Origin of the sequence: Streptomyces sp. NPDC050560 (assembly GCF_044457285.1) — a bacterium.
Classification (GTDB): Bacteria; Actinomycetota; Actinomycetes; order Streptomycetales; family Streptomycetaceae; genus Streptomyces.
The window spans coordinates 313,032-337,920 of the sequence record NZ_JBITGT010000001.1 but is presented as its reverse complement, the minus strand read 5'-3'; the positions used below and the strand labels follow the sequence as shown (position 1 = coordinate 337,920).

The following is a 24,889-nucleotide window of genomic DNA, read 5'->3' as shown; positions in this document are numbered from 1 at the left end:
TCCCGCGGGTGCCGAGGCTGGGTTGAACCGCCGTACGTCGATGCCGCCGCGCGCTTGCCCGAACGAGGAGCCGGTGATTCTCATAAATCATCCGCAGATGTAGTTGTTCGCTGATGGTTGCCGACGAGCGATCCGCAAGGGGACGTCACGTGGCGTGCAGTGGCCGCGGCCGCGGTGGTTGTGCCCGCCATGCAACTTGACTGGTTCGAACGCCGGTGAGAGTAGGAGGTGTTCCACGGGGAGGGTTGGCGGCCCTTCCATCGGTGATGGCGGGGGCGGATGGACGGTGGGTGTACGTCAGGCGGCTGTGCGGCGAACTATGCTACGAGGCGGTCGAGTTGAGCGGCTTCTTCGCCTAAAGGCTATCCCGTAACTGCTGGTCACAGATGAGATGATCTTGGTGTGGCTGGTGTGATCGCGGCGTCGGAGCCGTCCTGGATAGCCCCGTTCACCGGGCTGAGCCCGAGGCAGTTCGGGAAGCTGGTGACGATGCTGCGCCGTGAGGGTGCGGACGCTGTCCGCGAGGGCCGGCCGTGGAGTCTTCCGCTGGAGGACCGGGCACTGCCGGTCGCGGCGTACTGGCGCACGAACCTGACCATGCGGCAGCTCGCCCCGCTGTTCGGGGTGTCCAAGTCGACGGCGGACCGCATCATCGGCCGTCTCGGGCCGCTGCTCGCACTCCGGCCCCGCAAGCGGTTCGCCGAGGACACCGTGCTCATCGTGGACGGCACCCTGGTTTCACGAGCACGTCCGAGCCCGCGTCGAGCACGTCTTCGCCCGTATGCACAACCTCACCCTCGCCGGACAGGCCGGCGAGCCGCACAGCGACCAGCATGCCCAAGGCGACCCAAAGATCATTTACGAGACAGCCCTTAGGTCCCTGAAAATGAACTCGTAGTGGTCGAGCGGTGCTTCGGCGGACCGGGTCATCAAGCTCCGCCAGTCCCCGGCTCTCGGGGACGAGTGGCTGTTCGGGGACGTTGCGCCGGAAAGTGGCGGAACGGTTGGCACGCTGGTCGGCCATCTTCAGGAAGAGGAGGTAGGTCAGTTGCCTGACGTAATCGAGGGTGGAGACGCCTGAGTGGCGGAGCAGTTCGCAGTACGACGGGAGGCGGTTGACGAGGGTGGGGGTCGGGGCAGGGGCGGCGGATGCGGCCTTGCTCTTGGTCCCGGTCGCGGGGCGGGAGGAATGCAGGTACCGAGGGGGCAACGCCTCAGCGGAAGCCACAGGGGGTCGGCTTCTCGGTGCCGCTGCTCATGTTGGATACCTGTCCTCCGGGAACCTTCGCTTTCCGCTTTCTGAATCCTTCTGGCAACGATGCTGTGCTGTTCAGCCCGGGGGCGGGCTGCGAATTGTCTTCCCGGAACTTCTGCTGCGTCGGAGTGAAATGTCTTCTCTCCCGCAGAACCTACCTCCTCGGACACGGCGGCGCCGTCGGCCGACGCTCTCTGCCGGATCTCGAACGGGCCGACCCGCACGGCGGCGCGCGAGTCGGCCCGGCAGCCAGCGGACCGGCGCGCCTGGAATCCTCAGCGGGTGGCGGAGCGGGAGCGGGAAGAGGCGGAGGAGGGGCGGGTGTGCTGCGCTGCGGCGGGCGACGTCGGCGAGACGGGACGGAGCCGCTGCGTCTCGCTGCCCGGCGGGAGCAGGGAGGACACCGGCGCGGTCGCCGGATTGCGGATGGCGGGCGGCCGGGCCGGATCGTTCGCAGGCGAGGCCCTGTTCACGCTCTCTGCCGACTGGGAGCCCTGGGGCGGCAGCGGCGGCGGACCTGGCTTCGCGCTCAAGGCTTGGTCGTGCGGGCCAGGGGACGGCCGGCGGCCCGCCGCACTCTGCAGAGCGTTACCGATACGCCTCGCACTGTCCGCCAAGAAGTGGTCGAAGCGTAGCCCCACCCGGCCCAGCGCGTCATACCCGTCGGGCGGCGCCAGCGGCTTCCTGTTCTTCTCCTGGTACTCCTGGCGTGTCATGGGACGCCAGTAGTCTTTAACTTTCCGCTGAAGAGCAGCATCCTCGGAGCCGTATTTCCGCACCAACTCACCGAATTTGCGGCCTTTTTCCATCATGTCCGCCAAAGCCCGGAGTTCACGTTCGAACTCCGGATGGGCGTAGATCCCGTACTCGTTCTTTACTCTCGGCCTTTGCGACCTTTTCTCCGCAGTGTTCTCCGCCCAGGCCCCGTCCTGGTTCCGCGCCGCCTCCGCAAACCGGCGCGTAGGTGCCGCCTGCACCATTCCCCTGCGCCACGCCTCCTGCATGTCCTTGTCGTTCTGCCGAGCAGATACCACCTGGTCTTCGGGGAAAGTGAGGGAGGTTCGCTCCTTCCAGAACTCCCGCGTCGCCGGGTCGGAAAGGTCGGGGGACGGTCGTGCCACAGGAATGCCCTTCTCGATCGCTCGTGTCCGCTGGTTGGTTAATAACGTGATAACGGATCTGCCGTCCGGAGGGTTCAACATCACCCGGTCGGGGTCCATCACCACGACGCGGTCCGCGCGGGCGGCGGTCGTCGGGCGGTGGCCGGCGGCTGCCCCGCCGCCCCGGCGTGTTCGCCATGGTGGACTTGAGGGCCGGGTCGACGCCCTCGGCGACGCGGCTCCCGTAAGAAGACCCATCACGGACCCACACGCGCCCCCACAAAGCGAAAGGGCGCCCTCGAAAGACGAGAACGCCCAGGTCAGCGACCTATTCGCAAGTGCGCCGCCAGGGACTCGAACCCCGGACCCGCTGATTAAGAGTCAGCTCGTGGTGGGTTCGGTGGGTGTCGGACTGTGTTGAGGCTGCTCGGAAATGCTGAGTTTGTGTAGGTCAGGGTTGAGTCATGGGTGCGTCCTGTGCTGTTGGGTGTCAGCGTGTTTCAGGGCATTCGGCCCCATCAACGACCCATTCGTGGTTGTGCTGGGTCGGAGTTGAAAGGCAGGGAGCGGTCGGCTACACACGCTCCCAGATCGTGGATAGGGGGCTGCGAGCACCGGGGTGCTGTGGGTGGTCCGTCGGTCCATTCCCGTGTGTGACGAAGCAGCGCCGTCTCGGCCTGGCGGGGTTCGCGGTCAAAGAACTATCCCCGCGCGTGTGGGGACCAGACCGGCCTTCCGTGCCGTATGCCGACGGTGACGGGACCATCCCCGCAGGCGCGGGGCCGACTGCTCCACGCTCAACCGGTAACCGAGCGCCGGGGGAACATCCCCGCAGGCGCGGGGCCGACTCTAGAGGCTGTCCCGTAACTGCTGGTCAGAGGTGGGATGATCTTGCCGTGACTGGTGTGATCACGGCGTCGGAGCCCTTCTGGACAGGTCCGTTCACCGGGCTGAGCCCTCGGCAGTTCAAGAAGCTGACTGATCACCGCGCTGCGGCGTGAGGGAGCCGATCCGGTCCGCAAGGGCCGGCCGTGGTCGCTGCCGTTGGAGGACCGGGTGCTGCTGGTGGCCGCGTACTGGCGCACCAGCCTCACCCTGCGTCAACTTGGCCCGCTGTTCGGCGTCTCGAAGTCGGCAGCCGACCGGATCGTCGCCCACCTCGGGCCGGCTCTCGTCCTCCAGCCCCGGCGGCGGTTCCGTAGGGAGACCGTGCTCATCGTGGACGGCACGCTGGTCCCCACCCGCGACCGGACCGTGGCCGCCTCCAGCAAGAACTACCGCTACTCCACCAACCACCAGGTCGTCATCGACGCCGACACCCGCCTCGTGGTCGCCGTCGGCAAGCCGCTGCCCGGCAACCGCAACGACTGCCGGGCCTGGCAGGACTCCGGTGCGAAGACCGCCGTCGGCACCACCCCCACGGTGATCGCCGACGGCGGCTACCGCGGCACCGGCCTGACCATCCCGCACTACCGCCAGCACAAGAACGAGGAACTGCCTGCCTGGAAGGAGGAGCACAACGCCTCCCACCGCAAGGTCCGGGCCCGCGTCGAGCACACCTTCGCCCACATGAAGAGCTGGAAGATCCTCCGCGACTGCCGACTCAAAGGCGACGGCGTCCACCACGCCATGCTCGGCGTCGCCCGCCTGCACAACCTCACCCTCGCCGGGTGACAGGCAAACAAGCAGGTCAGCCAGCATGTCCCAGAGCATTTACGGGACACCGTCTAGGACGGACTCAGCGACAAGCCCGGTATAAGGAACATCCCCGCAGGCGCGGGGCCGACGACGGCGTTACGGCGCAAGACGGTCTCGCAGAGGGAACATCCCCGCAGGCGCGGGGCCGACGATCGACCTCATCGGAGATTTGGCAGGCACGTAGGAACATCCCCGCAGGCACGGGGCCGACGGCCGGCGCGCTCATGTCCCGGGTCGCGTGGACGGGAACATCCCCGCAGGCGCGGGGCCGACATGGCCGGTGACACCCTGCTCGGCTGGCTCGCCGGAACATCCCCGCAGGCGCGGGGCCGACTCGGCAACTGGCACCGCTTCCGTCTGCGGCAGGGGAACATCCCCGCAGGCGCGGGGCCGACCTTTCGGTGGGCACTGGCGGCGGCAAGAGCACAGGAACATCCCCGCAGGCGCGGGGCCGACACGGGTCCGGGAAGGCACCCGAGGAGCTGGTGAGGAACATCCCCGCAGGCGCGGGGCCGACGTGAGGCCCCGGCATCTGAAAGGCCGCGGTCACGGAACATCCCCGCAGGCGCGGGGCCGACCCCCGGCCTGGCACCGGTTCAACAGCACGTAGGGGAACATCCCCGCAGGCGCGGGGCCGACCCCCGCCTGGCAGATCGGGCGAAGACGGGAGCGGGAACATCCCCGCAGGCGCGGGGCCGACTTGCCGGATCTTTTGACAAGCGCGGCAGACCCGGGAACATCCCCGCAGGCGCGGGGCCGACTACGCCTCTGCGCGTGTGCCCGGCGTGCGCGAGGGAACATCCCCGCAGGCGCGGGGCCGACCACAGGGCCAGGAGGAGGACGCGGAGGATGTAGGGAACATCCCCGCAGGCGCGGGGCCGACTCGACGGCGATGGCGACCGCCCCAAGCTCCACGGGAACATCCCCGCAGGCGCGGGGCCGACGGTAGAGCCTCGGATGAGGAGTCGGGACCCGAAGGAACATCCCCGCAGGCGCGGGGCCGACGTCTGAGAGTGCCAAACGCAGATCCCCTCAGGGGGAACATCCCCGCAGGCGCGGGGCCGACTGGTGGCCCCTGGACGCGCTGCCGGACCTCGCGGGAACATCCCCGCAGGCGCGGGGCCGACGCGGGCGGAGTACTCGGTTACGTAGCTGAGGACGGAACATCCCCGCAGGCGCGGGGCCGACGACCTTCTCCACGCCGTACCCAGCGGCTACCGCGGAACATCCCCGCAGGCGCGGGGCCGACCGTTCCACTCGTCGCGCGACATCAAGGGGCCGAGGAACATCCCCGCAGGCGCGGGGCCGACGCGGGCGATCTCGGCGCGCATCTCCTGGTCCCAGGAACATCCCCGCAGGCGCGGGGCCGACCCCACGACCACCCACCCGCTGCGCTCGTACGCCGGAACATCCCCGCAGGCGCGGGGCCGACCAGCTCGTCAGCGAGGGCGCGGGCGCCGCGGAGGGAACATCCCCGCAGGCGCGGGGCCGACGAGGCGCAGCGATGAGCACGGAACAGCTCACCCGGAACATCCCCGCAGGCGCGGGGCCGACTAGCTGTACTCGGGGTAGCAGGCGCACTCGTTGGGAACATCCCCGCAGGCGCGGGGCCGACTCGATGCGGATGTTCCTCCACCAGCGCGATCAGGGAACATCCCCGCAGGCGCGGGGCCGACCTGCGGTCGGCCGGTCTTGGTGGTGCAGCGCCGGGGAACATCCCCGCAGGCGCGGGGCCGACGGCGGAGTTCGGCCACCGAACTGGCCGAAGTGGGGAACATCCCTGCAGGCGCGGGGCCGACCGTGACGCGACCGGACTCGACCTCTTCCAAGTGGGAACATCCCCGCAGGCGCGGGGCCGACGGCACACCGGCACTCATGGCTCACCCGCGTGCCGGGAACATCCCCGCAGGCGCGGGGCCGACTCAGACACTCCGCCGAAAAAGGCCAAAGCGCGGGGGAACATCCCCGCAGGCGCGGGGCCGACTACCGGCTCGACCTCAGGAAGGCAGGCGAAGTGGGAACATCCCCGCAGGCGCGGGGCCGACACTTTCTGGCCTGCTGTTTTATCTGGCGGGTGCTGTGTTTTCGTTTAGTTGTTTTCGGGGGCGGGCGGAGAGGATCAGTCCGTCGAAGTCGACGGGTTGCCAGCGGTCGTGCCCTGCGGTGCGTACGGCCCAGCCTTGTTCGTTTGTGTCTGGTTCGATGAGGACAGCTTGGCCGTCTTTGATGCGGGTGGCGAGGAGTTCCCAGAGGCGGTCACGTACGCGGCGACTGGGGTTGCCGATGAATACGCCTGCGCTGGCTTCTACCATCCAGCGGGTGAGGTGCCCGCGGAGTCCTGGCGGGGCGGCGATGAGGATGATGACGGTCATGGGGTAGGCCCGGTCCCCTCGTCGAGTTCGGGGCCGATGATGGCGATGTGATTGTCGGGGGTGAAGGAAGCCGTGGTGGTGGACCAGTCGGTGCCGCCGGGGACGACGCCGAGGTGTTCGTCCCACAGTAGGTTGGTTTCGGGGTCGTCGAAGTCGGTTCCGTCGGGGGTGAGGAGGGTCTTGACGTCGGTGACGATGCGGCCGAGGAGCTTGTTGCGGGCGATGAGGTCGCGGAGGCCGAGTCGTGCGTCGCGTTCCTCTGTGAGGTCTTTTGCGGCGAGTTCGAAGGCGAGCGGGATGGTGTATTCGGCTTTGTAGAGATCGGCGATGTCGAGGACGAAGGATGTGGCGAGACCGGTGTGGACGAAGCCGAGTCCGGGGCTGGCGCCGAGGCCGACGATGACGGCGTGGCAGATGCCGTAGAGGGCGGCGTTGGCGGCGGACAGAAGGCGGTTGAGGTCGTCGCCGACTGCGTGGGGGTCTCCTGCTTTGTAGAGGCGGCCGTTCCAGGTGATCCCGGTGCGTTCAGCCTGAGCGCGGTAGATCTTGCGGACGCGGGCCCCTTCACGGCCGCGTAGTTGCTGCATGGTGAGGGTGGAGACGTCTTCGCCTGGAAAACGCATGCTGTACATGGCACGGGCCACGTTGAGACGTTCTTTGGGGCGGGTGACGAGCCATGCCTGGCGGTGGAGGAGTCCCGCGCCGCGGCTGGGTCCGACGCCCGAGGCGTACATGCGCACGCCCTGTTCCCCGACCCAGGAGACGGCGGTGCCGGAGTCTGCGAGCAGGCGGATGGCGCCGTGAGTGACGCGGGTGCCGGGACCAAGCAGCATGACGGCGACCATGGCGGCCGGGACGCGGACGGTCTTCTGCTTGTTGATGATGACGATGGCGTTTTCGTCGCGGTCGAGGTGGCTGCGTTCGACGTAGACGCTGGAGACGCGGTCGGCGAGTCGGTGCAGGTCCTGGGGGTCGGCCTTCCACCAGATGTCGGGCATGGGTTCAGGCTCCGGCGGTCAGGGGGGCGAGGGTGAGCAGGCCGCATCCGTAGGCTTTGGAAGGGCCGATGCCGCTGAGGAGGTGGTTCCTGAAGAGGGCAGGGTCGGTGATGTGCAGGCGGCCCTCGAAGGTTGCGGTGCGTACGACGACGCGGTCTTCGCGGGCGGTGTGGCGTCGCTCGTGGGTGTGGGCAGTGGTGACGGTCTTGCTGAAGGAGTGGCGGTTGCGTGTGGTGATCCGCACGTCACGGGGAGGCCGGCCTTGTGCGTCATGGGTGTCGGTGAGTCCGGGGGCTTCCGGGATATCGAAGCCCCAGCGTTGGGTCCGGGTGAGGAACCATTCCAGCTGTGTGGCGGCGGTGCGGTGTCCGGTGCGGAAGCCGCGAAGGTGGTGAGTACCGCCGTTTTCTGCTTCCTTGAGGTGTTGTTCCAGGCGTTGTTTCTGGTTTTCGGTGGGTTTCAGGGGGCGGTTGGTGTTCTGTACCGGGCTTGCGGTCAAGCGGAAGGCGAATTCCCGGCCTAGTGCGAGCTGGCTGAGCAGCGGGGTGTAGTCCCGGATGGTGTAGTGCTCTCCGTCCGCGTCGGGCCAGCCGGCCTGTTCGGTGAGGTGGGTCCAGTCGGGCTTGGACTGGGTGAGGACGTACAGGTGGGGGCGTCGGGGATTGTCGGAGTCCAGGCGCCAGAGAGTGCGTTCCTGTTCGGGAGCGGTGGGTAGGCCACCTTGGACGGCGCCGTGCAGGGCGCGGGGGTTGGCGAGGAGGTGGCGGCTCGCGGTGCGCAGGGGATTGATACGGATGCGGGAGAGGTAGGGCATTGTCGTCACCAGCCCAGGAGGGCGAAGGGGTCGTGGCCACCGTGGTCCTCGGTGGGCGGGGGCTGGTCGGCGGCCGGGGTCAGCCCGGTGGGCGCGTTGAGGTAGGTGTGCCGTACGTGTCGGGTGGTGAAGGTCCGGTGGTGTGGGTTGAAGCTGAGGGGCACGTCGTGGCGGGTGTCGTCGCCTGCCGGGTCGTCGAGGGTGGCGGGTAGGTCGACATGCGTGGCGTGGTGGTGGGTGCGTCCCCAGCGTCTGCGGTGGTGGTCTGAGGCTTGCCAGGGCTCGTCGCGCAGAGCGTCCTCCAAGGTTCTTGAGCGGAGGCCGAGGGAGAGTGGCTGGGTGGGTACGCAGGAGCGGCGGCCGAGAGCGAGAGGGAATGAGGGGTGCCGTACGGCGGCGTCGAGCGCACTGATCAGTGCCGCCGGCCCGGTGACGGCAGCGAGGAACACGGCGTCCTGAAGGTAGAAACGCTGCGTGACGTGGGTGTGTTTTGCGGGAGAGGTCGGCTTCTGCGTTCCTTTGGCGTTGACGGCCGAGGACAGGAGCGGATTGCCCCGGTAGTCGCTGACGGTGTGGTAGTCACGCAGCAGGCTGCCTGGCTGGTCGACGCGGACGCCCAGCCGGAGCTCAACCAGGTCGACGACCGGGGCGCTGCGCGGGCGGCCGGCAGCAGCGGCCAGCAGGCCGATGACGCCTGACTTTGTGGGTTCGGGGCGCGTTTCGCGGCGGTTGGATGTGCTGCGGTCGCCCCAGGACTGGAGTGGTCCAGCCAGTCGAAGAAGCAGTACCGGTTCGTGGGGACTGACGGTAGTCACTGTGCCTCCTCGATGACGGTCGTGAGACGCGTCCGCAGGCCGTCGAGCAACTGGGGGAAGGCGACGGGTTCTCCGAAGGCTCCTGCCAGCGCTTCGACGGTGTCCTTCGTGTGGGAATCGGCCGCGCGGAAGGAGTGGCTGACGGCTGTGTGAAGCGGCGCGTCACCCCACATGCGGACGGCTTCCCTGTGCTCTTCGGCGAGGCGGAGGGCGGAGAGGGCCGAGATGCCGGCCTGGGCGGGCACGGGCGTCTCGAAGGCGGACACGAGGTTGACTGGTTGGTCTGCGCGGGCGACGACGGCGATGAGTGTGGGGCGGGTGCGGTGGGCGAAGGCGTTCTGGTAGCCGGTAGGAGCGGAGCGGGCGAAGCTGTCGACGAGGGTGGTGACGGCATTGACAGCGGCTTCGGTGTCGCCGCCGAGGTTGGCGATGAGCTGCTCCACACCGACGGTGGCGTATCGGTAGAGGGTGGCGGAGTTGAAACCGATGGAGCCGATCATCCCGGCGCCTGTCTCCTCCTTCTCGTTCCTGTCATCGACGGCTGTGAAGTAGTCGAATTCCAACTCGGTCTCGTGGGTGGACAGGGCGTGAGCAACTTGGACAGCCGCATCCACGTGCAGGGTGGGGAGGTTGGCAACCATGCGGCCGAACAGGGCGACTCCAAGCGGATGGCCCCTCTTGAATGTCTCTACGACGGGAAGGCGCTTCACCTTCTCGGTGAGCGTCGCGTCGTCGAGCAGGGCGAGTGCGCCTGCGTCGGTCAGTTCGGCTGGTGTGTTCTCACTGGTGAGGAGCGCTGTGACCGCATCAAGTTGGGCATTGCCGTAGAAGAGGAGATAGGCGGTGTCGTCCGCCTTCTTGCCCTGGCTCAGTCCGAGTTGCCCCAGCAGGGCGTTCGCGAGTCGGCCGGCCTGTTCATCGCCGATCTGAGTGCTTGTGGCGATGCGTTTCGTCAGCTCGCCGCGGACGCGCTTCGTGCGGGTGGCGCGGTCGGCCTCCGGGGCATGCTCGTCGAAGTGCTTACGGGTCGCCCGCTTCCAGGCTTGCGAGGAGACGCGGGAACGGCGGACGCCGCCGAAGATCGCTTCCTTCGGATTTCCTTGATCATCACGATTGGCGTTGGCCGGCGGGAGGCTTTGGATGACGTGCATGTCGACATACAGGCGGGAGGTCATCAGGATCTCCTGGTGGTGGGCACCATTGAGGGCGCAGTGAAAAAACGTGGTCGTGTATCGGGCGGCGCGGGGCGGGGCAGAGCGGCCGCTTTACGGCCTGCTGGCCGCCTCACGGCCTGCTCTGCCTCAGTCGTCCGGATGGCTCGTCGGGTGCCTGTCGGCGCGTTCCCCGGCGTAGTACTCCAGGCCCCAGCGACGACGAACCCGGCCGCGGGTTGCGGGCCGTTGCCATGCGTACAGGTCCTCGATGAGCCGGTCGTAGTCCAGCGGTTGGCCGATGCCCCGCAACTGTGTGACCAGGCCGCGCAGCCGCAACGTCAGCGCGGGAACTGAGGTGGTCGAGAACGCCTGTCGGAAGCGTGTGTCGACGGCTTCGGGGGAGGAGCGCTGATGGTGGCGCAGCTTCCGCATGGCGCGTCCGAGTCCGACTCCGCCGCGGTGCATGGGCTGGTCCTGGCTCTGCTGGTGCAGCCCGAAGAGGGCAAGCGCGGTGTGCTCGGCCTGCTGGACGTCTGACATCTCGCCACGGCGCGCCGCGAAATCATCGGACGGGCAGGTGTAGAAGGGAAACATCTCCAGGACCTCGCCCGCGGGCTTGCCCAGCCCGCGGCGCAACACTGCCAGGTCTTCACCGGGCGGGCGCCTGGCCGCGGCAGAGCCGCTCCGATGGCGCCACGTGCCGTCGGTGGCGATGTACAGGTTCCAGAAGCGGCTGCGTGCCAGGGCGTCGTCAGGCACCGTCGTCTCCGTTCGTGATCGTGTCCTGGGTTCGGTCCTGGCCGCTCTGGGCCCGGGCTTTCGCGACTCGGTGCAGGATCTCCTTGCGGCGATCCAGGAAGCGCCTTTCAGCAAGGGAGGCTTGGTGGAAAAGATCCGGTCTGCCCTCCCGGGACTCTGTACGGCCTGCGAACGCGCTGACAGGAACGGCCTGAATCAGCCGATCGGCCACCCCCCATGTCGCCCGCCAGGCCAACTGCTCCCATGCGAGCTGTCCCGCCTCGGCTTTCTCCAGCGCCTCGTCGTCTTCGCCGGTGCCGCGTATCCCCGCCAGCAGCCGACGGATCAGGGGGTCCAGTGTGTGCAGGACCTGTTCGCCGGGCCGGTGTCCCTTGTCCCACGGGATGGGTTTTCCGCCTGCCGCCCGGTGCAGGTCGGCGGAGAGGTGATTGACGGCCTCAGCAAGTTCCTCGGTCTGCGCGGCGACTTCAAGAACCGCGTCGCGAACGAAGCTGTTCTCGTCCAGGGCTGCGAGGGGCAAAGGCAGGGAGTCCGACATCACGTCTTCGATGACCGCGGACTGCACTCCGTACGTGATGCCGCACAGTTCAACCCGCAGCGGATAGCCCTCTCCGAGGTCGGCGCGGACGCTGCCAGCCTGGTCAAGCGTCCAACTGGTCGCGAATCCCGCGCGGTCAGCACTGGCTTCGCGACTCTGCCGGCTGAGGGCAAGCAGGGCCTGCATATCCCGCCAGGCTGCCTTGCCGGGCTGCATGCGCAAGGGACGGCGGGCAGACGCCCCACCTTTCGGCTTCTTGGCGCGGGACACATCACGAGATGCTGTGGGCTGCATGCGCCACATGGTGTGTGGGTCGAACTCCGGAGTGTGCGGCATCCGGTCTCCGGCCGCGACCACGACCCGTGTAATCCTCAGCCCTTCCCCGGTCTCCTCCGGTACCAGGCGAATGCGGCGTGACTGCCATGTCCAGAGGTCAAGGATGCCCACGGGCATCCGCTCGTACCAGGTAGAAGCCGATACGCGCTGCTCCTTGGTGATGTGGTCCCCGTCTCGGCGGCGCCATTGTGGGAGGTCGTCCGAGCGCAACGGAGGGCCGACTGGTATGTTCAACAGCAGCGTCTCGTAGAGTGTCCGACCCAGCGGGAGCGTGACCCCCATCTGACCCAAGGGCCCGGTGGGATTGCCTGTCGTTTTGCCTGACTTGACCCTTGGGTCGCCAACGGCACCGGTCTTGATGGCGGCCGTGTCCCAGCAGTGGGTGTGCAGAAGCCATGTGAGAGCTTGCGGGAGCGTCAGGGCCAGGACGTCGCCCTCGGTATGGGACGCGAAGAGCGGCACGTTGTTACCGTTGGCGCCGCTGGCCACCAGCAGGCCGGCACCCTTGGTTTCATTCTTGGCGGTGTGCAGATCTGCGACCTGAGCGAAAGGATGCTTGGGGTGAAGCAGATCGAACCGGTCGGCGTACTCCTCGAAGTAGGCCGTCAGCTTTCGCTCCTGCTCCGGGGTCCAGCGTCCCCTGCGGAACCAGACGGCCCACTCCCTCTCGTTCGCAGGTCGTCCCAGTGCGTCGACGACAACCGGCAGCAGAAGTTGACGCAGTTTCGAAGGATGCTGGGTGGGGAGGCCGACAACCAGATCACCCAGCGTATGCGCGTTCAGGAGAGCCGAGCGTACCGAGTGTTCTTCCACAGGACCGTGGTGGGCTTGTGCCCGTAAGCAGGGTTCATTGAGCAGGGAAAACACGACTCACTCCAGTTGGCTAACTGTCTCTACCTAGGCCACCGTATCGGTGAGAAGCAGGGGGAGTCTCGGGTTTCGTGAAACCCGGTGCAAGAATCCAGATGGCTGGCTCCGCACACCCGGGGGACCTCGGTGTGTCTCCCGGGCGGAGATGATCCCTGTCTGTACCTGGCAAGGGACCACGGCAGTGAGTAGGCCCCGCACAGCGGGGAAGCGGGCCGCCGGGCAACCGCCCGGCGGCCCCATCCGTTCGAGCTGTCAGGCCAGACGCTTCTTGCGTAGACCCGCCTTCTTCTCGTACCGCAGCTCCACGGAGCCCAGCAGGGCTCGCTGGGAAGCGTCCAGGACGAGGGCCCGGCTATGGTGCAGCCACGGGTGCCCGTGCCACGCCGCCAGCGGTGACAGGCTCTGGGCATCCCGAGTCAGTGAGACAGGCAGACGGACGGCCGAGCCCAGCACCTCATCGAGCAGCTCGGCTGCCACATCGCCGTTCGCGCTCAGCGGGCGGCCGCCGAGGGTCCGATAAGGCTCCCCTTCTGCCTCCTGAACGACCAGGATGACCTCCACGGACTCGTCACCATCCCGCACGGCGACTCGCATCTGATCTTCGCTGTCCCCAGACGAAGCGCCGCCGTAGTGCAGCCCCGCCAGGGTCGGCAGTTCATGTTCGCCGTGCCGGGTGAGCAGCAGCTCGCGTGCGGTCTCGGCACGCACCCGCTGCTCTCCGCGGTGTTCTTCGGCCGCAGCTTCGCCGGCTGCCCGCCAGGCTTCGGGCAGCAGCGACGGATCGTCGTCATACGCCTGCTTCACAAGTGAGGGCACGACGCTGGGCACCTGCCAGATCCTTGCCCCAGCAAGGGTGTCTGGGGCGGGCGCAGCAGTACCCGCCAGATCGCCGGCCTGGACCGGCAGGAGCGCCGCGGCGCGCAGCATCAGGTGGGTGCCGTAGATCTTGGTGTCGGCATACGAGAAGGCGGGCTCGCGAGCGCCGCGCGGTTGGAAGCCCGTGACAAACACCTGCGGCTCACGCAATGGGGCGGGCCGCCAGGTGTCGGCGTGACGGTGGAGACGCCCAATCCGCTGAAGCAGCAGATCTATTGGGGCAAGGTCGGTGATCAGCAGATCAGCGTCCACGTCAAATGACTGTTCTGCCAATTGGGTGGCGATAATGATCGTCGTCTCCCCTCGGGAGGCGGGACGGTCCGGTCCCAGCAGATGAAGGCAGTCCTGCGTGAGGTCGGCCCGCTCCGACACGGTGAACTGTGCGTGCAGCAGCCGCACCCGGGCGCTGCCGAACCGGGCCTGCACGCTGTCGTACAGGCTCTGCGCCCGGTCGACCGTGTTGCGGATCACCAGGGCCGTACCCCCTTGGGCAAGTTCGTGCTCAAGCAGCCGGACCACGGCCGTATCGGCGGCGGCACGCCGAGCGTCCCTGTCACGCAGGCTGGCCCGGGGGCCTGGGATCGACTCCGGGACCACGGTGACGCGAACTGGCAGATCGCCGCGCCATCCCTTCGCGGCGGCACTGTGGAAGCGAGGCTTTCCGGTCTCTTCTTCTATCCAGGCAGTCGTCACCTGTGGATAGCCCCCGGGCGCCGGGACAGTCACGGGAAACTCCTCCCGGGACGCTGCGCCTGCCAGGTATGCCTCGACCAGCGCATGGCGGGAGGCGGGTGGGAGTGTTGCCGACAACAGCACCACGGGGATGCGCGCCTGCCCCAGCCAGCGCAGTGCCTCCTGCAAGAACTGACTCATGTACACATCGCACGCGTGTACCTCGTCGAGGACGACCACCTTGCCTGCCAGCCCCGCCATGCGCAGCATCACATGCCGGGTGCGGGTCGCCGCATAAAGCAGTTGATCCACCGTCCCCACTGCGAAGGACGCGAGCAGGCCACGTTTCGAACCGAGGAACCACTCGGCCGGCGCCAACCGGTCCTGGTCCGCGCGGTTTCCCTGTAGCCCGTACGGATCGTCCTCGCAGCCGTACTCGTCAACTCCGGCGAACCGGTCACTCGTATCGGGAGAGCCACCCAGGAGCGCACGCCACTCCTTGTTGAACGCACGCTTGCCATGCAACAGTGCCACTTCGGCGGCCAGTCGCGGATCGATCGCCTCCGCCCACTGCCGAACCCGGGTGAACATAGGATCGCAGGTTGCCTGCGTCGGCATTCCCACAAATAATCCGTCAGCCCCGAACCTGGCGGCCAGTACCTCCACAGCCGCGAGCGCAGCCTCGGTCTTCCCCTCACCCATCGGAGCCTCGACCACCAGCAGCCCTGGCGACCGCATCCGCCAGGCCGCTTCCGTGACCATGGTTTGCGAAATGCGAGGACGCTTTCCGAACCTCACGCGGAACGCTGACGAGCCGGGCGTCGCCAACCGACCCCAGCCGCCCCGCAGTTCCAGCTCCGCCCAGGCTTTCGCCGCACGCTCTCGGGCGTTGTCCAGCGACACCCGGGTAAGGTCGTCAACGCCGACGAAATACTTCTCGTCGCTGGCAATCCAATCGGCCATGACCATGAAGCCGCTCAATACCAACTGCAATGCTCGTGGGGGTGCCACCGCTGGCTGCGTGGATTCCAGCCCGGCCAGTCCCACCTCCGCGGTGAACTCGACAAGCACCGCGTCTTGCAGTTCACGCCACAAGCGACGGCCCCGCAACTGTCCCTTTGCGAAAGGCGGTTCCTGGATGTTGCTCAGCGTCGGGAACATGCCATGATGCCCGGCCACCAGAGGCCAGGCCCAGTCAACCTGCTCGGCCTTCCAGCCTGCAGAGCGCAGCGACTCGCGCACCAACAGACCGCCGGCCCAGTCATGCCGCCAACGACTCCGCTTGGCACCGGCCGCGGCAGCAGCCTCCACCCACGTCAGCCCGACGCGGCGTACTGCCTCCCCGCCCTCCGGCCAGATCCGCTGGTGAGCGGGCGTCGCCTTTCCACAGTCGTGCACACCGCACAACCACATGAAGAACAAGCGCCCCCGTCCTGGGCCGCCCGCAACACGGTCCACGGCATCCCGAACAGACGGTGCCAGGAACCGGTCCCATAGCAGCTCAGCCACGGCAGCTGTATCAAGGAGATGCGTAAGCAGCAGATTCGTCCGTCCCCCAGCACGCTCCTTCGACTTCCCCCACACAGTCCCCAAAGCGGCCGCGACTTCAGGCCCGTACCGTGCCCTGATCTTCTCGACGTCCATTCATTCCCCACCTCCCGACGTTCTGAGAGCGTATGGGGCAGCACTGACAATGAGCCTGAACTGGGCATATCCGTGGTGGTGGGGCACTCCGACGATGACCGCGTCGACGAGGCCATCGGGGGGCCCGGAGTGGCGAAATCAGTTGTGAGACGCCCGGGTGCGCGCATGACGGTCGGCGAATGGCTGGCCGAATGGCTCACCTCCAAAGCCGACCTGCGCCCCACTACTCACCGCTCCTACGAGTCCCACATCCGCCTCTACCTCACCCCCCACCTCGGCCAGCTCCGCCTCGGCCGGCTCCGCGTCGCCCACATCCAGGCCATGTTCACCGCCATCACACAGCACAACGAAGCAATCACTGACAACAACACCGCCCGCCACACCCTCGAACAGGCAGCCCGTCAAGCATCGAAGGACGGAGGCCGGGAAACAGCACGCATCCTGCGTGCACGCCTCAGCACTCTCCCGCCCTACGTCCGCACCGTCGGCGCGGCGGGAAGGCAGTCCGTCCGCGCAACACTCCGCGCCGCTCTCTCCGACGCCCAGGCCCAGCAACTCGTGCAGATCAACGTGGCCAAACTCGTCAAGCTCGCCCCGGCCAAGCGGCCCAAAGCGCAAGTGTGGACCCCTGAACGCATCCTGGCCTGGCAGCAGACCGGCGAGAAACCCTCTCCGGTCATGGTCTGGAACGCCACCCACACGGCCACCTTCCTCACCCGCGCCCGCCGCCACCACCAACTCGGTGCACTCCTCCACCTCGTCGCCTTCACCGGCCTACGACGCGGAGAAGCCTGCGGACTGCGCTGGATCGACCTCAGCCTCGAAGAAGCCACCATGCAGATCCGCCACCAGATCGTATAGCTCGGCTGGAAAACCCAGACCGGGGCTCCGAAGTCGGACGCGGGGGAACGTACCGTCGCCCTCGACACCGCCACGCTCGCTGTACTGGCCGCTCACCGCCGACGCCAGATGAAACAACGCATCGCCCTCGGCCCCACATGGGCCAACACCGGACTCGTCTTCACCGAAGATGACGGCACACCCCTCCACCCTGCCTGGGTCACCACCCAGTTCCGGCAACTCGTCCGGGAAGCCGAACTCCCACCCATCCGCCTGCACGACCTGCGCCACGGAGCAGCCACCCACGCCCTCTCCGCCGGAGTGGACGTCAAAGTGGTCCAGGACATGCTCGGCCACTCCTCCTCCACCCTCACCCGCGACACCTACACCTCCGTCGTCGACGGAGTGAAACACCACGCCGCCGGTGCCGTAGCACGCGTCTTCCTCTCCGCAGGACTCCAGGACAACACCCGCCCCTGATACCCGCGAGACCGGGTCCGCTGTCACTGCGCAAGGCCGGGCGTCCCACTTCCGGGGCGCCCGGCTGACGGGGATCGTATGGCGGCTACTGGCGGCCGTGTCAGCTCAATCGGCCCAAGCCGCGACGGTTCACCGGGCCCCCGCCCGGGAGAGCGCAGTTGCCACGAGACGAACCCGCTGCGTTTTGCGATATGTCGGCCGAGGTCGGCATCGGTGAACCGACTTGCGCTCCCGCCCGTCACAAGCCCCCGCTGATTCGATCAGGAGACACGGGCTTCAGCACCCTCCAGCTCCTGCCCGCGCCGACCGCACTCCCCAAAACTCCGCCCCTAACCCCCGACCAGTTAATGCCCCCACCGACGCGTCTCCCGCACACGGACCCATCACGGACCCACACGCGCCCCCACAAAGCGAAAGGGCGTTCTCGAAAAACGAGAACGCCCAGGTCAGCGACCTATTCGCAAGTGCGCCGCCAGGGACTCGAACCCCGGACCCGCTGATTAAGAGTCAGCTGCTCTAACCAACTGAGCTAGCGGCGCCTGCTGACGTGTAAATCTTACCCGGTCTCCGGGGGTGCTGATGACCACCGGGGCGGCGGGGGGTGGCCCCGCCGCCCCGGCCGTGGGTCAGAGGATCGCGCTCAGGAACTCGCGCGTCCGCTCGTGGTCCGGGTCGCCGAAGATCTTGTCGGGGGCGCCGGACTCGATGACGCGTCCCGAGTCGAACATCAGGATCTGGTCGGAGATGTCGCGCGCGAAGCTCATCTCGTGGGTGACGCAGATCATCGTGATGTCGGTGGTGTGCGCGATGTCCCGCAGGACGTCGAGGACGCCCGCGACCAGCTCCGGGTCGAGCGCCGAGGTGACCTCGTCGAGCAGGAGTATCTCTGGCTGCATGGCGAGCGCGCGGGCGATGGCCACGCGCTGCTGCTGACCGCCGGAGAGCTGGGTCGGGTGCGCGGTGACCTTCTCCTTGAGGCCCACCAGGTCCAGCAGCTCCCTGGCCCGCTCCTCCGCCTGGGCGCGCGGCACCCCGAGGACGTTCACCGGGGCCTCGGTGATGTTCTGGAGCACGTTCATGTTCGGGAACAGGTTGAACTGCTGGAAGACCATGCCGATCTTCTTGCGTACCTGTCGCTGGTGCTTCTCGTTCGCCCGCTTCAGGGAGCCGTCGGAGGCGCGCATATGGGACAGCGGCTCACCGCCCACCCATATGTGGCCGTCGCTGATGTGCTCAAGCGTCATCAGCAGCCGCAGGATGGTCGTCTTGCCCGAGCCGCTCGGCCCGATCAGCGTGACGTGCTGGCCGCGCTGCACGGTGAAGTCGAGGTGGTCGAGCACCACATGGTCGCCGTACTGCTTGACCACCTGGTCGAACTGGACGAGATGGCCGGCGTCGGGCGTCGCGGCGGCGCGTGCTCCGGCGCCGTCCGCGGGCTTCTTGGTCGGGTCAGTGGCCAAGGCGCTTCTCCAGTTTCCTCATCAGAAGCGAAGTCGGGTAGCTCGCCACCAGGAAGATCAGTCCCGCCAGCGTGAAGGTCTCGGTGTAGGCGAAGTGGTCGGAGCCGTACTCGCGTGCCTTGGAGACCATCTCCGCCACCGTGATGACGGCGAGGAAGGGGGTCTCCTTGAACATGGCGATGGCGTAGTTGCCGAGCGCGGGCAGTACGTTGCGTACGGCCTGCGGCAGGATCACGGCCTGCCAGGTGCGCCGCGGCGACATCGACAGCGCGCGGCACGCCTCCCACTGCCCCCGCGGCACGGCGTCGATGCCGGCCCGGTACACCTCGGAGAGGTACGAGGCGTAGTGGATGCCCAGGACCACGATGCCGATGGTCAGCGGGTCCACGGTGTTGAAGATGGCGTAGGCGAAAGCCAGTTGCACCAGCATCGGTGTCGAGCGGATGAACTCGACCACGACCCGCAGCGGCACCGTGACGAAACGGGACGGCGTCCGGTTCGCCATGGCGACGATCAGACCGAGCACCGCCGCGACCAGGATGCCGAACACCGTGGCCAGCAGGGTCGTCTTGAAACCGTCCATGAGGAGCGGGAAGGCGTCGCCCACCCGGTCCCATTTCCATTCGAAGTTCACGCCGCGCCTCCCCCGACCGGTGCCTTAGGACCCGGAGCCGCCGCGCCCTGGGCGCTGCGGGTGCGCAGCAGGCTGCGGGTGTCCGTGTGCTGCCCGAGCCGCTTCTTCGCCGCGCGCTCGACCGTGTTGAGGATCAGCGTCATGGCGTAGGCAAGGACGAAGTAGATGACCAGCAGCGTGAGGTACGCGGGGGTGCTCGCGCCGGTGCGGTCACGCATCTGCTGGATCACGGTCGTCAGGTCGGCGGCGCCGATCAGCCACAGCAGCGGGGTCGCCTTGAGGAGCTGGATCAGGAGGTTGGTGAACGGCGGGATCATCTGGACGAGGGCCTGCGGCATGATCACCCGGCGCATCCGCTGGAAGGGCGTCATGTTCAGCGCGACGGCGGCCTCCCACTGGGCCTTCGGTACGGCGTTGATCGCGCCCCGCACGACCTCGGAGCCGTAGGCCCCGTAGTTCATGCCGAACGCCACGACGCCGCAGAACAGCGCCGTCAGCTCGTAGCCGGATATCAGCGGGAAGGCGTAGTACAGCCAGAAGAGCTGCACGTACAGCGAGGTGCCGCGGAAGAACTCCACGATCACCCGGGATATCCCGCGGACGATCACCGGTTTGCTGTTCGCCATCAGGCCGAAGACGAAGGACAGGACGAACGCGACGAGCGCGCCGAGCAGGGTCGCCTGGACGGTCACCCACAGCCCGGAGAGGGCCGACGAGATGTGGTCGGAGAAGTAGGAGAAGAAGTCACCCATGAGGTGGTCTCGTCAGCCCTTGCAGAGGTCGGCGGTCTTCAGGCTCGGCGGGGGCAGCTCGGACTTGCTGAAGCCGTAGGGCGTCAGCAGCTTCACATAGCGCGCCTCGTCGGCCGTGATCTTCTTGAGCTGCTTGTTGAAGGCGTCCCTCAGGTCCTCGCTGCCCTTGCGGAACACGGCGCCGCCGGGGCTGTACTGCTTGGCGCCCTTGACCTCGGGCACGAACGGCTCGGTGACCTCGACCTGCGGGTTCGTCTTCGCGAGCCAGCGCAGCGAGATCCCGGTGAGGACGAAGCCGTCGATCCTGCCGTTCTTGACGGCGTCGGCGCCGTCCTGCTGCTTCTGCACGGTCTTGACCTTGTCGTCGGAGATTCCGGCGGCGGTCACGTAGTCCTTCTCGACGGCGCCCGACATCACCCCGAGCGTGACACCGGCCTTCTTCGCGGAGGCGAGGTCGGTGATCTTCTTGGGGTTGCCCTTCTTCACCATGATCGCGGTGGGGGAGATGAACTCGGGCTCGGAGAACAGCGCGTTCTCACAGCGCTCGGGGGTGATGGCCATGCCGGCGCTGATGACGTCGTACTTCCCGGCCTGGAGTCCGGGAATGAGGCCGTCGAACTCGGTGAAGGTCGGGCGCAGCTCGTCGACGCCGAGCGCCTTGAAGATGGCGGCGTGCAGGGTGGGGGCCTCGCCCTTGAGCTTGCCGTCCTCCTTGTAGCCGTACGGCGCCTCGTTGGCGTAGGCCACCTTCACGTAGCCCTGCTTCTTGAGGGAATCCAGCTTTCCCTCGCCGTCGCTGCCCGTGTCCGTCTTGCTGCAAGCGGTGAGGAGTGAGGGAACGGCGACCAGGCTCCCCACGGCCGCGGTGCGGGTGAGGAAGCCTCTGCGGGACAAGTTCGGGAACTCGGCCATGAATACGAACCTCCGGAAAAGGGCCTCGATGGTTGGGGCCAGAGAGGGCACCTGCCCGATCGCCTGAAAATATGCGGCCCGAGCCGCAGCCGTGACGGAACAGTGTCCGGAGGGTGACCTTTCTGTTTTCTTCTGACGGCTGCCGCACGGATTCCTTCGGTGATCGACCGGTCTCGTTCGGTGAGCGGTCGTGGGCAGGGGCGGACCCTGGGAAGGGGGATTCTCCCCCGTGGTGACGGGACGCGTCCCGTCGCGGTGCGGGAACGGGCGCGGCATGGGGCGGCCGGGATGCATGGGAAGCCGTGGTGCGTGGGAATGCTGGCTGCATGGCCGACCGCTTTATCGAAGTCGCCTTCGCCAAGCGCGGGGTGCACTGCACAGCGAAACTGCTCGATGACCGGGCCCCCCTCACCTGCGATGCGGTGTGGCAGGCGCTGCCGCTGAGCGGCGACGTCTACCACGCGAAGTACGCGCGCAACGAGGTCTACGCCCTCTTCCCGCCCTTCGCACCGGAAGAACCTCCCCTGGAAAATCCCACCATCACCCCGATCCCGGGCGATCTCTGCTACTTCTCCTTCAACGGCACACAATTGGGAAGCCAGGCTTACGGTTACAACGCGACCGGGGCCGAAGTGCGGGCCGGTGCCACCATGGTCGATCTCGCACTGTTCTACGAACGGAACAATCTGCTGATCAACGGCGATCTCGGCTGGATTCCCGGGATTGTGTGGGGACAGGTGGTGGACGGCCTCGAAGAGATGGCGGACGCCTGCCAGGATCTCTGGCGCGCGGGCGCCACGGGGGAGTCCCTCGTCTTTCGGCGGGCCTGAGACACGTTCGTCCGTCGGGCCTTTGTTCGGTGCATTCCGGCCGTGCCCGGAATGCCCTTTCAAAGGCCCCTGGCATTTACCGGCCCGCCCCGGCCGCCGCGCGGAGGCCCTGCGCAGCCCGTACCGCGGCTCGCGCCGGGCGCGGCCCGCCCGCCCTCTACCGCCGCCGGGCCGCCCCCGTTACCGCCCCGCCCTACTCACGCTCGCCCCCGGCCCCCGTGTCCGCGCCCGCCTCGGCCTCCCCCTCGGTCTCCAGCGTGTGCGCCGTGCGCAGCAGCAGCGCGTCCATGTGGCGGGCCGCGACGAGCTGGACGCCGATGGGCAGCCCGTCGGCGTTCCTGCCGTAGGGGAGCGTCACCGCGGGCTGCTGCGTCATGTTGAAGGGGTAGGTGAACGGGGTCCAGCCGGTCCACCGGGTGTGGGGCGAGCCCTTCGGGACCTCCTCGCCCGCCTCGAACGCGGTCACCGGCAGCGTCGGCGTGAGCAGCACGTCGTACCGCTCGTGGAAGAGGCCCATCCGGCGGCCGAGGTCCATGCGCACGTCCACCGCCGCCAGGTAGTCGAGCGCGCTCGCCGCCGCGCCCTGCTCGCAGACCTCCTGAAGGCCCGGGTCGAGCGACTGCCGGGCCTCCTCCGACAGGCCCTGGGTGACCCGGGCGGCGCCGCTGAACCACAGGGTGTGGAAGGCGTCCACCGGGTCGGCGATGTCCGGGTCGGCCTCGGTCACCTCGGCGCCCAGGCCGGCGAGCCGGTCGGCGGCCCGCCGTACCGCCTCCGCGATCTCCGGCTCGACCGGGACGTCCCAGCCGAGCGAGGCCGAGTAGGCCACCCGCAGGCCGCGCACCCCGTCGCCGAGGGTGGTGCGGAAGCTGCCGGTCAGCGGGCCGAGGCCCGACCAGTCGCGGGGGTCGGGGCCGCTGATCACGTCCATCAGCAGCGCCGCGTCCGCCGCGTCCCTGGTCATCGGCCCGACATGGGCCAGCGTCCCGAACGCGCTCGCCGGATAGAGCGGCACCCTGCCGTACGTCGGCTTGAGCGCGAAGATGCCGCAGAACGAGCCGGGGATGCGCACCGAGCCGCCGCCGTCGGTGCCCAGGGACAGCGGGCCCGCGCCCATGGCCACCGCCGCGGCGCCGCCGCCGCTTGAGCCGCCCGCGGTGCGCGAGGTGTCGTGCGGGTTGCGGGTGATCCCGGAGAGCGGGGAGTCGGTGACGCCCTTCCAGCCGAACTCGGGCGTCGTCGTCTTGCCGAGGAACACCGCGCCGTGCTCGCGCAGCCGCGCCACCGAGGGCGCGTCCTCGTCCCAGGCGCCGTCGGACGACACCGTCTTCGAGCCGCGCAGCGTGGGCCCGCCGCGCAGCAGCAGGATGTCCTTCACGGTCACCGGCACCCCGTCGAGCAGCCCCCTGGGCTCGCCGCGGCGCCAGCGCGCCTCGGACTCGCCGGCCTCCGCGAGCGCCCGCTCCGAGTCGATCCGTACGAAGGCGTTGACCCGTGGCTGGATCTCCTCGCAGCGCCGCAGCATCGTCTCGGCGGCGTCCACCGGGCTGAAGGAGCCCGCGCGGTAGCCCTCGACGAGGCGGCGCGCGGTCAGGTCCGTGAGGTCAGTCATGCGCGCTCCCTGAAGTCGTACGGGGCGGACGGGCCGGCCCCGCCCACCGCTCAGATCCCTTCCTTGCCGGGACGCGGTCCATGCCGCGCCGCGACCCATTCCCGAGGCCAGGGCCCGGTGTGCGCGGCTCCGGTGGGTGGGGCCCGGTGTGCCCGGTGTGCAGGGCGCCCCGTGTCGTCAGCACCCCGGCTTACGGCCCCCGGCGTCAGCGGCCGGTGGCCCCTCACGGCGGGGCGGCCCCTCAGCCGCCAGCGGCCCCGGCCCCGGCCCCGTGGCCACGTGTGCCCTCAGTGGCCCGGAACATAGCCCCGTTCCTTGTCGACGACGTTCGGCAGCGGCTTGCCCGCCTCCCACAGTTCGTACATCTGCACGAACTGCCGACCGAGGTCGTCGCGCCAGCCGTGGATGTCGCCGCTCATGTGGGGCGACACCAGCAGCCCCGGTGTGTCCCACAGCGGGCTGTCGGCGGGCAGCGGCTCGTGCTGGAACACGTCGAGGGCCGCGCCCGCGATCTCACGGCCGCGCACCGCCGCCACCAGGTCGTCCTCGACGACCAGGGGGCCCCTGGCGATGTTGACGAACCGCGCCGAGGGCCGCATCAGGCCGAAGCGCCTGGCGTCGAACATGCCGCGGGTGGCGTCCGTGAGCGGCGCGGCGCATACCACCCAGTCGGCCCCGGCCAGCAGCCCGTCGAGTTCGTCCTGCCCGTGCACCCCCTCGCGGGCGGTGCGGCCGACGAGCGCGGTCTCGATGCCGAGGGCGGAGAGGGTGTCGGCGATGGCGCGCCCGATCGGGCCCGTGCCCACCACACAGCCGCGGCCCCCGGCGATCCGCTGCGTCTCGCGGTGGCGCCACTCGTGGCGGCGCTGGAGGTCCCAGGTCTCAGGCAAATTCTTCGCCATGGCGATCACCAGTCCGGCCACGTATTCGGCGATCGGCTGATCGAAGATTCCGCGTGCGTTGGTGACGACCGTTTCCGAATGGACGAGTTCCGGACAGAGAAGATGATCGACACCGGCACTCGCCGTGTGCACCCAGCGGGGCCGAGAACCCGGCCCCGGCCAGGCCCTGCGGACCAGGTCGGAGCTGAAATCCCAGACGAGCAGCACGTCGGCGGCGGTGAGCTGGTCGGCGAACACATCGGGTTCTGCGGCGCTCGCGTGCTCCACCCGGACACGCCCGGTGAGCTGCCCGAGGCGGGGCGGAGGCTCCGCATCGAGTACGAGAAGGGTGGGTTCGGACATCGTGGTGAAACCCTTCTGCAACGAAAGTCGGCTTCTCTGGGACCCGGCGGTCGCAGCCGTCTGGATTATGCGGATTGACCACGCTGGCAGCCCCAACCTACCGTCGTCAATACGGACCCTTTCCCACCGTCCGCACCCTCGTCCCGACGTCCCCGGCGCCAGCCGGACATTCGCTGAACCCTTCGGCCATCGGCCGCATGCTCCTCACGCTTGAATCGAAATCG

General features: G+C 68.2%; 18 protein-coding genes, 1 tRNA gene, 2 pseudogenes and 1 CRISPR repeat array. Of the genes and pseudogenes, 5 read left to right on the top strand and 16 right to left on the bottom strand.

Going from position 1 to position 24,889, the window contains the following annotated elements; genetic code table 11:
- Positions 1-402: 402 nt before the first annotated feature.
- Positions 403-738 (top strand): annotated as a pseudogene (locus ACIBIW_RS01455) (transposase family protein); the annotation flags it as partial.
- 792 nt (positions 739-1,530) lie between these two features.
- On the opposite strand, the gene ACIBIW_RS01450 reads toward ACIBIW_RS01455, so the two are convergent.
- Complete coding sequence (locus ACIBIW_RS01450; RefSeq protein WP_399330665.1) at positions 1,531-2,481, bottom strand: hypothetical protein; 951 nt, start codon at positions 2,479-2,481, stop codon at positions 1,531-1,533.
- A 770-nt stretch (positions 2,482-3,251) separates the two neighbouring features.
- Here ACIBIW_RS01450 and ACIBIW_RS01445 point away from each other — a divergent pair.
- Positions 3,252-4,029, top strand: a pseudogene (locus ACIBIW_RS01445) (transposase).
- A gap of 85 nt (positions 4,030-4,114) precedes the next feature.
- A CRISPR array of direct repeats spans positions 4,115-6,098; the repeat unit is 28 nt; unit sequence GGAACATCCCCGCAGGCGCGGGGCCGAC.
- Positions 6,099-6,116: 18 nt separating this feature from the next.
- Here the strand turns inward: ACIBIW_RS01445 and cas2e are convergent.
- From cas2e to cas3, 8 genes are all read right to left on the bottom strand, one after another.
- Positions 6,117-6,425 carry a type I-E CRISPR-associated endoribonuclease Cas2e gene (gene cas2e / locus ACIBIW_RS01440; protein ID WP_399330663.1) on the bottom strand — a complete coding sequence of 103 codons (309 nt, stop codon included), beginning with the start codon at positions 6,423-6,425 and terminating at the stop codon, positions 6,117-6,119.
- Positions 6,422-7,423 carry a type I-E CRISPR-associated endonuclease Cas1e gene (gene cas1e / locus ACIBIW_RS01435; RefSeq protein ID WP_399330661.1) on the bottom strand — a complete coding sequence of 334 codons (1,002 nt, stop codon included), beginning with the start codon at positions 7,421-7,423 and terminating at the stop codon, positions 6,422-6,424. The genes cas2e and cas1e overlap by 4 nt, the downstream gene beginning before the upstream one ends.
- 4 nt (positions 7,424-7,427) lie before the next feature.
- The gene (gene cas6e, locus ACIBIW_RS01430) at positions 7,428-8,237 is read right to left on the bottom strand and encodes a type I-E CRISPR-associated protein Cas6/Cse3/CasE (RefSeq protein WP_399330659.1); all 810 of its coding nucleotides are present in this window, start codon (positions 8,235-8,237) and stop codon (positions 7,428-7,430) included.
- Positions 8,238-8,242: 5 nt separating this feature from the next.
- A complete protein-coding gene (gene cas5e / locus ACIBIW_RS01425) occupies positions 8,243-9,052 on the bottom strand; it encodes a type I-E CRISPR-associated protein Cas5/CasD (RefSeq protein ID WP_399330657.1) in 810 nt (269 codons plus the stop codon).
- Positions 9,049-10,227, bottom strand: a complete 1,179-nt coding sequence (cas7e, locus tag ACIBIW_RS01420) for a type I-E CRISPR-associated protein Cas7/Cse4/CasC (protein ID WP_399330655.1) — start codon at positions 10,225-10,227, stop codon at positions 9,049-9,051. Before cas7e ends, cas5e begins: the two co-directional genes overlap by 4 nt.
- Positions 10,228-10,353: 126 nt before the next feature.
- Positions 10,354-10,965 carry a type I-E CRISPR-associated protein Cse2/CasB gene (gene casB, locus ACIBIW_RS01415; RefSeq protein ID WP_399330653.1) on the bottom strand — a complete coding sequence of 204 codons (612 nt, stop codon included), beginning with the start codon at positions 10,963-10,965 and terminating at the stop codon, positions 10,354-10,356.
- Positions 10,958-12,706 carry a type I-E CRISPR-associated protein Cse1/CasA gene (casA, locus tag ACIBIW_RS01410; protein ID WP_399330651.1) on the bottom strand — a complete coding sequence of 583 codons (1,749 nt, stop codon included), beginning with the start codon at positions 12,704-12,706 and terminating at the stop codon, positions 10,958-10,960. Before casA ends, casB begins: the two co-directional genes overlap by 8 nt.
- A gap of 255 nt (positions 12,707-12,961) precedes the next feature.
- Positions 12,962-15,901, bottom strand: a complete 2,940-nt coding sequence (cas3, locus tag ACIBIW_RS01405) for a CRISPR-associated helicase Cas3' (RefSeq protein WP_399330649.1) — start codon at positions 15,899-15,901, stop codon at positions 12,962-12,964.
- Positions 15,902-16,066: 165 nt separating this feature from the next.
- Here cas3 and ACIBIW_RS01400 point away from each other — a divergent pair, with 165 nt between their 5' ends.
- Both ACIBIW_RS01400 and ACIBIW_RS01395 read left to right on the top strand, forming a co-directional pair.
- Positions 16,067-16,762, top strand: a complete 696-nt coding sequence (locus ACIBIW_RS01400) for a hypothetical protein (RefSeq protein ID WP_399330647.1) — start codon at positions 16,067-16,069, stop codon at positions 16,760-16,762.
- A 108-nt stretch (positions 16,763-16,870) separates the two neighbouring features.
- Positions 16,871-17,221 carry a tyrosine-type recombinase/integrase gene (locus ACIBIW_RS01395; RefSeq protein ID WP_399330645.1) on the top strand — a complete coding sequence of 117 codons (351 nt, stop codon included), beginning with the start codon at positions 16,871-16,873 and terminating at the stop codon, positions 17,219-17,221.
- 465 nt (positions 17,222-17,686) lie between these two features.
- Here the strand turns inward: ACIBIW_RS01395 and ACIBIW_RS01390 are convergent.
- The 5 genes from ACIBIW_RS01390 to ehuB all read right to left on the bottom strand — a co-directional run bounded on the left by ACIBIW_RS01390 (position 17,687) and on the right by ehuB (position 20,979).
- Positions 17,687-17,760 (bottom strand) — tRNA-Lys (locus tag ACIBIW_RS01390).
- An 87-nt stretch (positions 17,761-17,847) separates the two neighbouring features.
- Entirely contained in the window at positions 17,848-18,681 is an 834-nt protein-coding gene (gene ehuA, locus ACIBIW_RS01385) for an ectoine/hydroxyectoine ABC transporter ATP-binding protein EhuA (protein ID WP_399330643.1), read from the bottom strand.
- Positions 18,671-19,264, bottom strand: coding sequence for an ectoine/hydroxyectoine ABC transporter permease subunit EhuD (gene ehuD / locus ACIBIW_RS01380; RefSeq protein WP_399331867.1), 594 nt, complete (start codon positions 19,262-19,264; stop codon positions 18,671-18,673). Before ehuD ends, ehuA begins: the two co-directional genes overlap by 11 nt.
- 47 nt (positions 19,265-19,311) lie before the next feature.
- A complete protein-coding gene (gene ehuC, locus ACIBIW_RS01375; protein WP_399330641.1) occupies positions 19,312-20,067 on the bottom strand; it encodes an ectoine/hydroxyectoine ABC transporter permease subunit EhuC in 756 nt (251 codons plus the stop codon).
- Positions 20,068-20,079: 12 nt separating this feature from the next.
- Complete coding sequence (gene ehuB, locus ACIBIW_RS01370) at positions 20,080-20,979, bottom strand: ectoine/hydroxyectoine ABC transporter substrate-binding protein EhuB (protein WP_399330639.1); 900 nt, start codon at positions 20,977-20,979, stop codon at positions 20,080-20,082.
- Between the two features lie 326 nt (positions 20,980-21,305).
- Between ehuB and ACIBIW_RS01365 the strand changes: the two genes are divergently transcribed.
- A complete protein-coding gene (locus tag ACIBIW_RS01365) occupies positions 21,306-21,809 on the top strand; it encodes a DUF3830 family protein (RefSeq protein ID WP_399330637.1) in 504 nt (167 codons plus the stop codon).
- 193 nt (positions 21,810-22,002) lie between these two features.
- Here ACIBIW_RS01365 and ACIBIW_RS01360 read toward each other — a convergent pair whose 3' ends face one another.
- Together ACIBIW_RS01360 and ACIBIW_RS01355 are read right to left on the bottom strand one after the other, a co-directional pair.
- Positions 22,003-23,421: an amidase gene (locus tag ACIBIW_RS01360; RefSeq protein ID WP_399330635.1), complete on the bottom strand. Its 1,419-nt coding sequence runs from the start codon at positions 23,419-23,421 to the stop codon at positions 22,003-22,005.
- A gap of 287 nt (positions 23,422-23,708) precedes the next feature.
- Positions 23,709-24,665, bottom strand: coding sequence for a D-2-hydroxyacid dehydrogenase (locus ACIBIW_RS01355; RefSeq protein WP_399330633.1), 957 nt, complete (start codon positions 24,663-24,665; stop codon positions 23,709-23,711).
- Positions 24,666-24,889 lie beyond the last annotated feature (224 nt).

What these genes read in the sequence shown, in the direction of transcription:
- ehuC (WP_399330641.1), bottom strand. Translation starts at nt 20,067, where the DNA reads ATGGGTGACTTCTTCTCCTACTTCTCCGACCACATCTCGTCGGCCCTC.
- cas2e (WP_399330663.1), bottom strand. Translation starts at nt 6,425, where the DNA reads ATGACCGTCATCATCCTCATCGCCGCCCCGCCAGGACTCCGCGGGCAC.
- cas7e (WP_399330655.1), bottom strand. Translation starts at nt 10,227, where the DNA reads ATGACCTCCCGCCTGTATGTCGACATGCACGTCATCCAAAGCCTCCCG.
- ACIBIW_RS01360 (WP_399330635.1), bottom strand. Translation starts at nt 23,421, where the DNA reads ATGACTGACCTCACGGACCTGACCGCGCGCCGCCTCGTCGAGGGCTAC.
- cas6e (WP_399330659.1), bottom strand. Translation starts at nt 8,237, where the DNA reads ATGCCCTACCTCTCCCGCATCCGTATCAATCCCCTGCGCACCGCGAGC.
- ehuD (WP_399331867.1), bottom strand. Translation starts at nt 19,264, where the DNA reads ATGGACGGTTTCAAGACGACCCTGCTGGCCACGGTGTTCGGCATCCTG.
- ACIBIW_RS01355 (WP_399330633.1), bottom strand. Translation starts at nt 24,665, where the DNA reads ATGTCCGAACCCACCCTTCTCGTACTCGATGCGGAGCCTCCGCCCCGC.
- ACIBIW_RS01400 (WP_399330647.1), top strand. Translation starts at nt 16,067, where the DNA reads ATGACGGTCGGCGAATGGCTGGCCGAATGGCTCACCTCCAAAGCCGAC.
- ACIBIW_RS01365 (WP_399330637.1), top strand. Translation starts at nt 21,306, where the DNA reads ATGGCCGACCGCTTTATCGAAGTCGCCTTCGCCAAGCGCGGGGTGCAC.
- cas1e (WP_399330661.1), bottom strand. Translation starts at nt 7,423, where the DNA reads ATGCCCGACATCTGGTGGAAGGCCGACCCCCAGGACCTGCACCGACTC.
- ACIBIW_RS01395 (WP_399330645.1), top strand. Translation starts at nt 16,871, where the DNA reads ATGAAACAACGCATCGCCCTCGGCCCCACATGGGCCAACACCGGACTC.
- cas3 (WP_399330649.1), bottom strand. Translation starts at nt 15,901, where the DNA reads ATGGACGTCGAGAAGATCAGGGCACGGTACGGGCCTGAAGTCGCGGCC.
- ehuB (WP_399330639.1), bottom strand. Translation starts at nt 20,979, where the DNA reads ATGGCCGAGTTCCCGAACTTGTCCCGCAGAGGCTTCCTCACCCGCACC.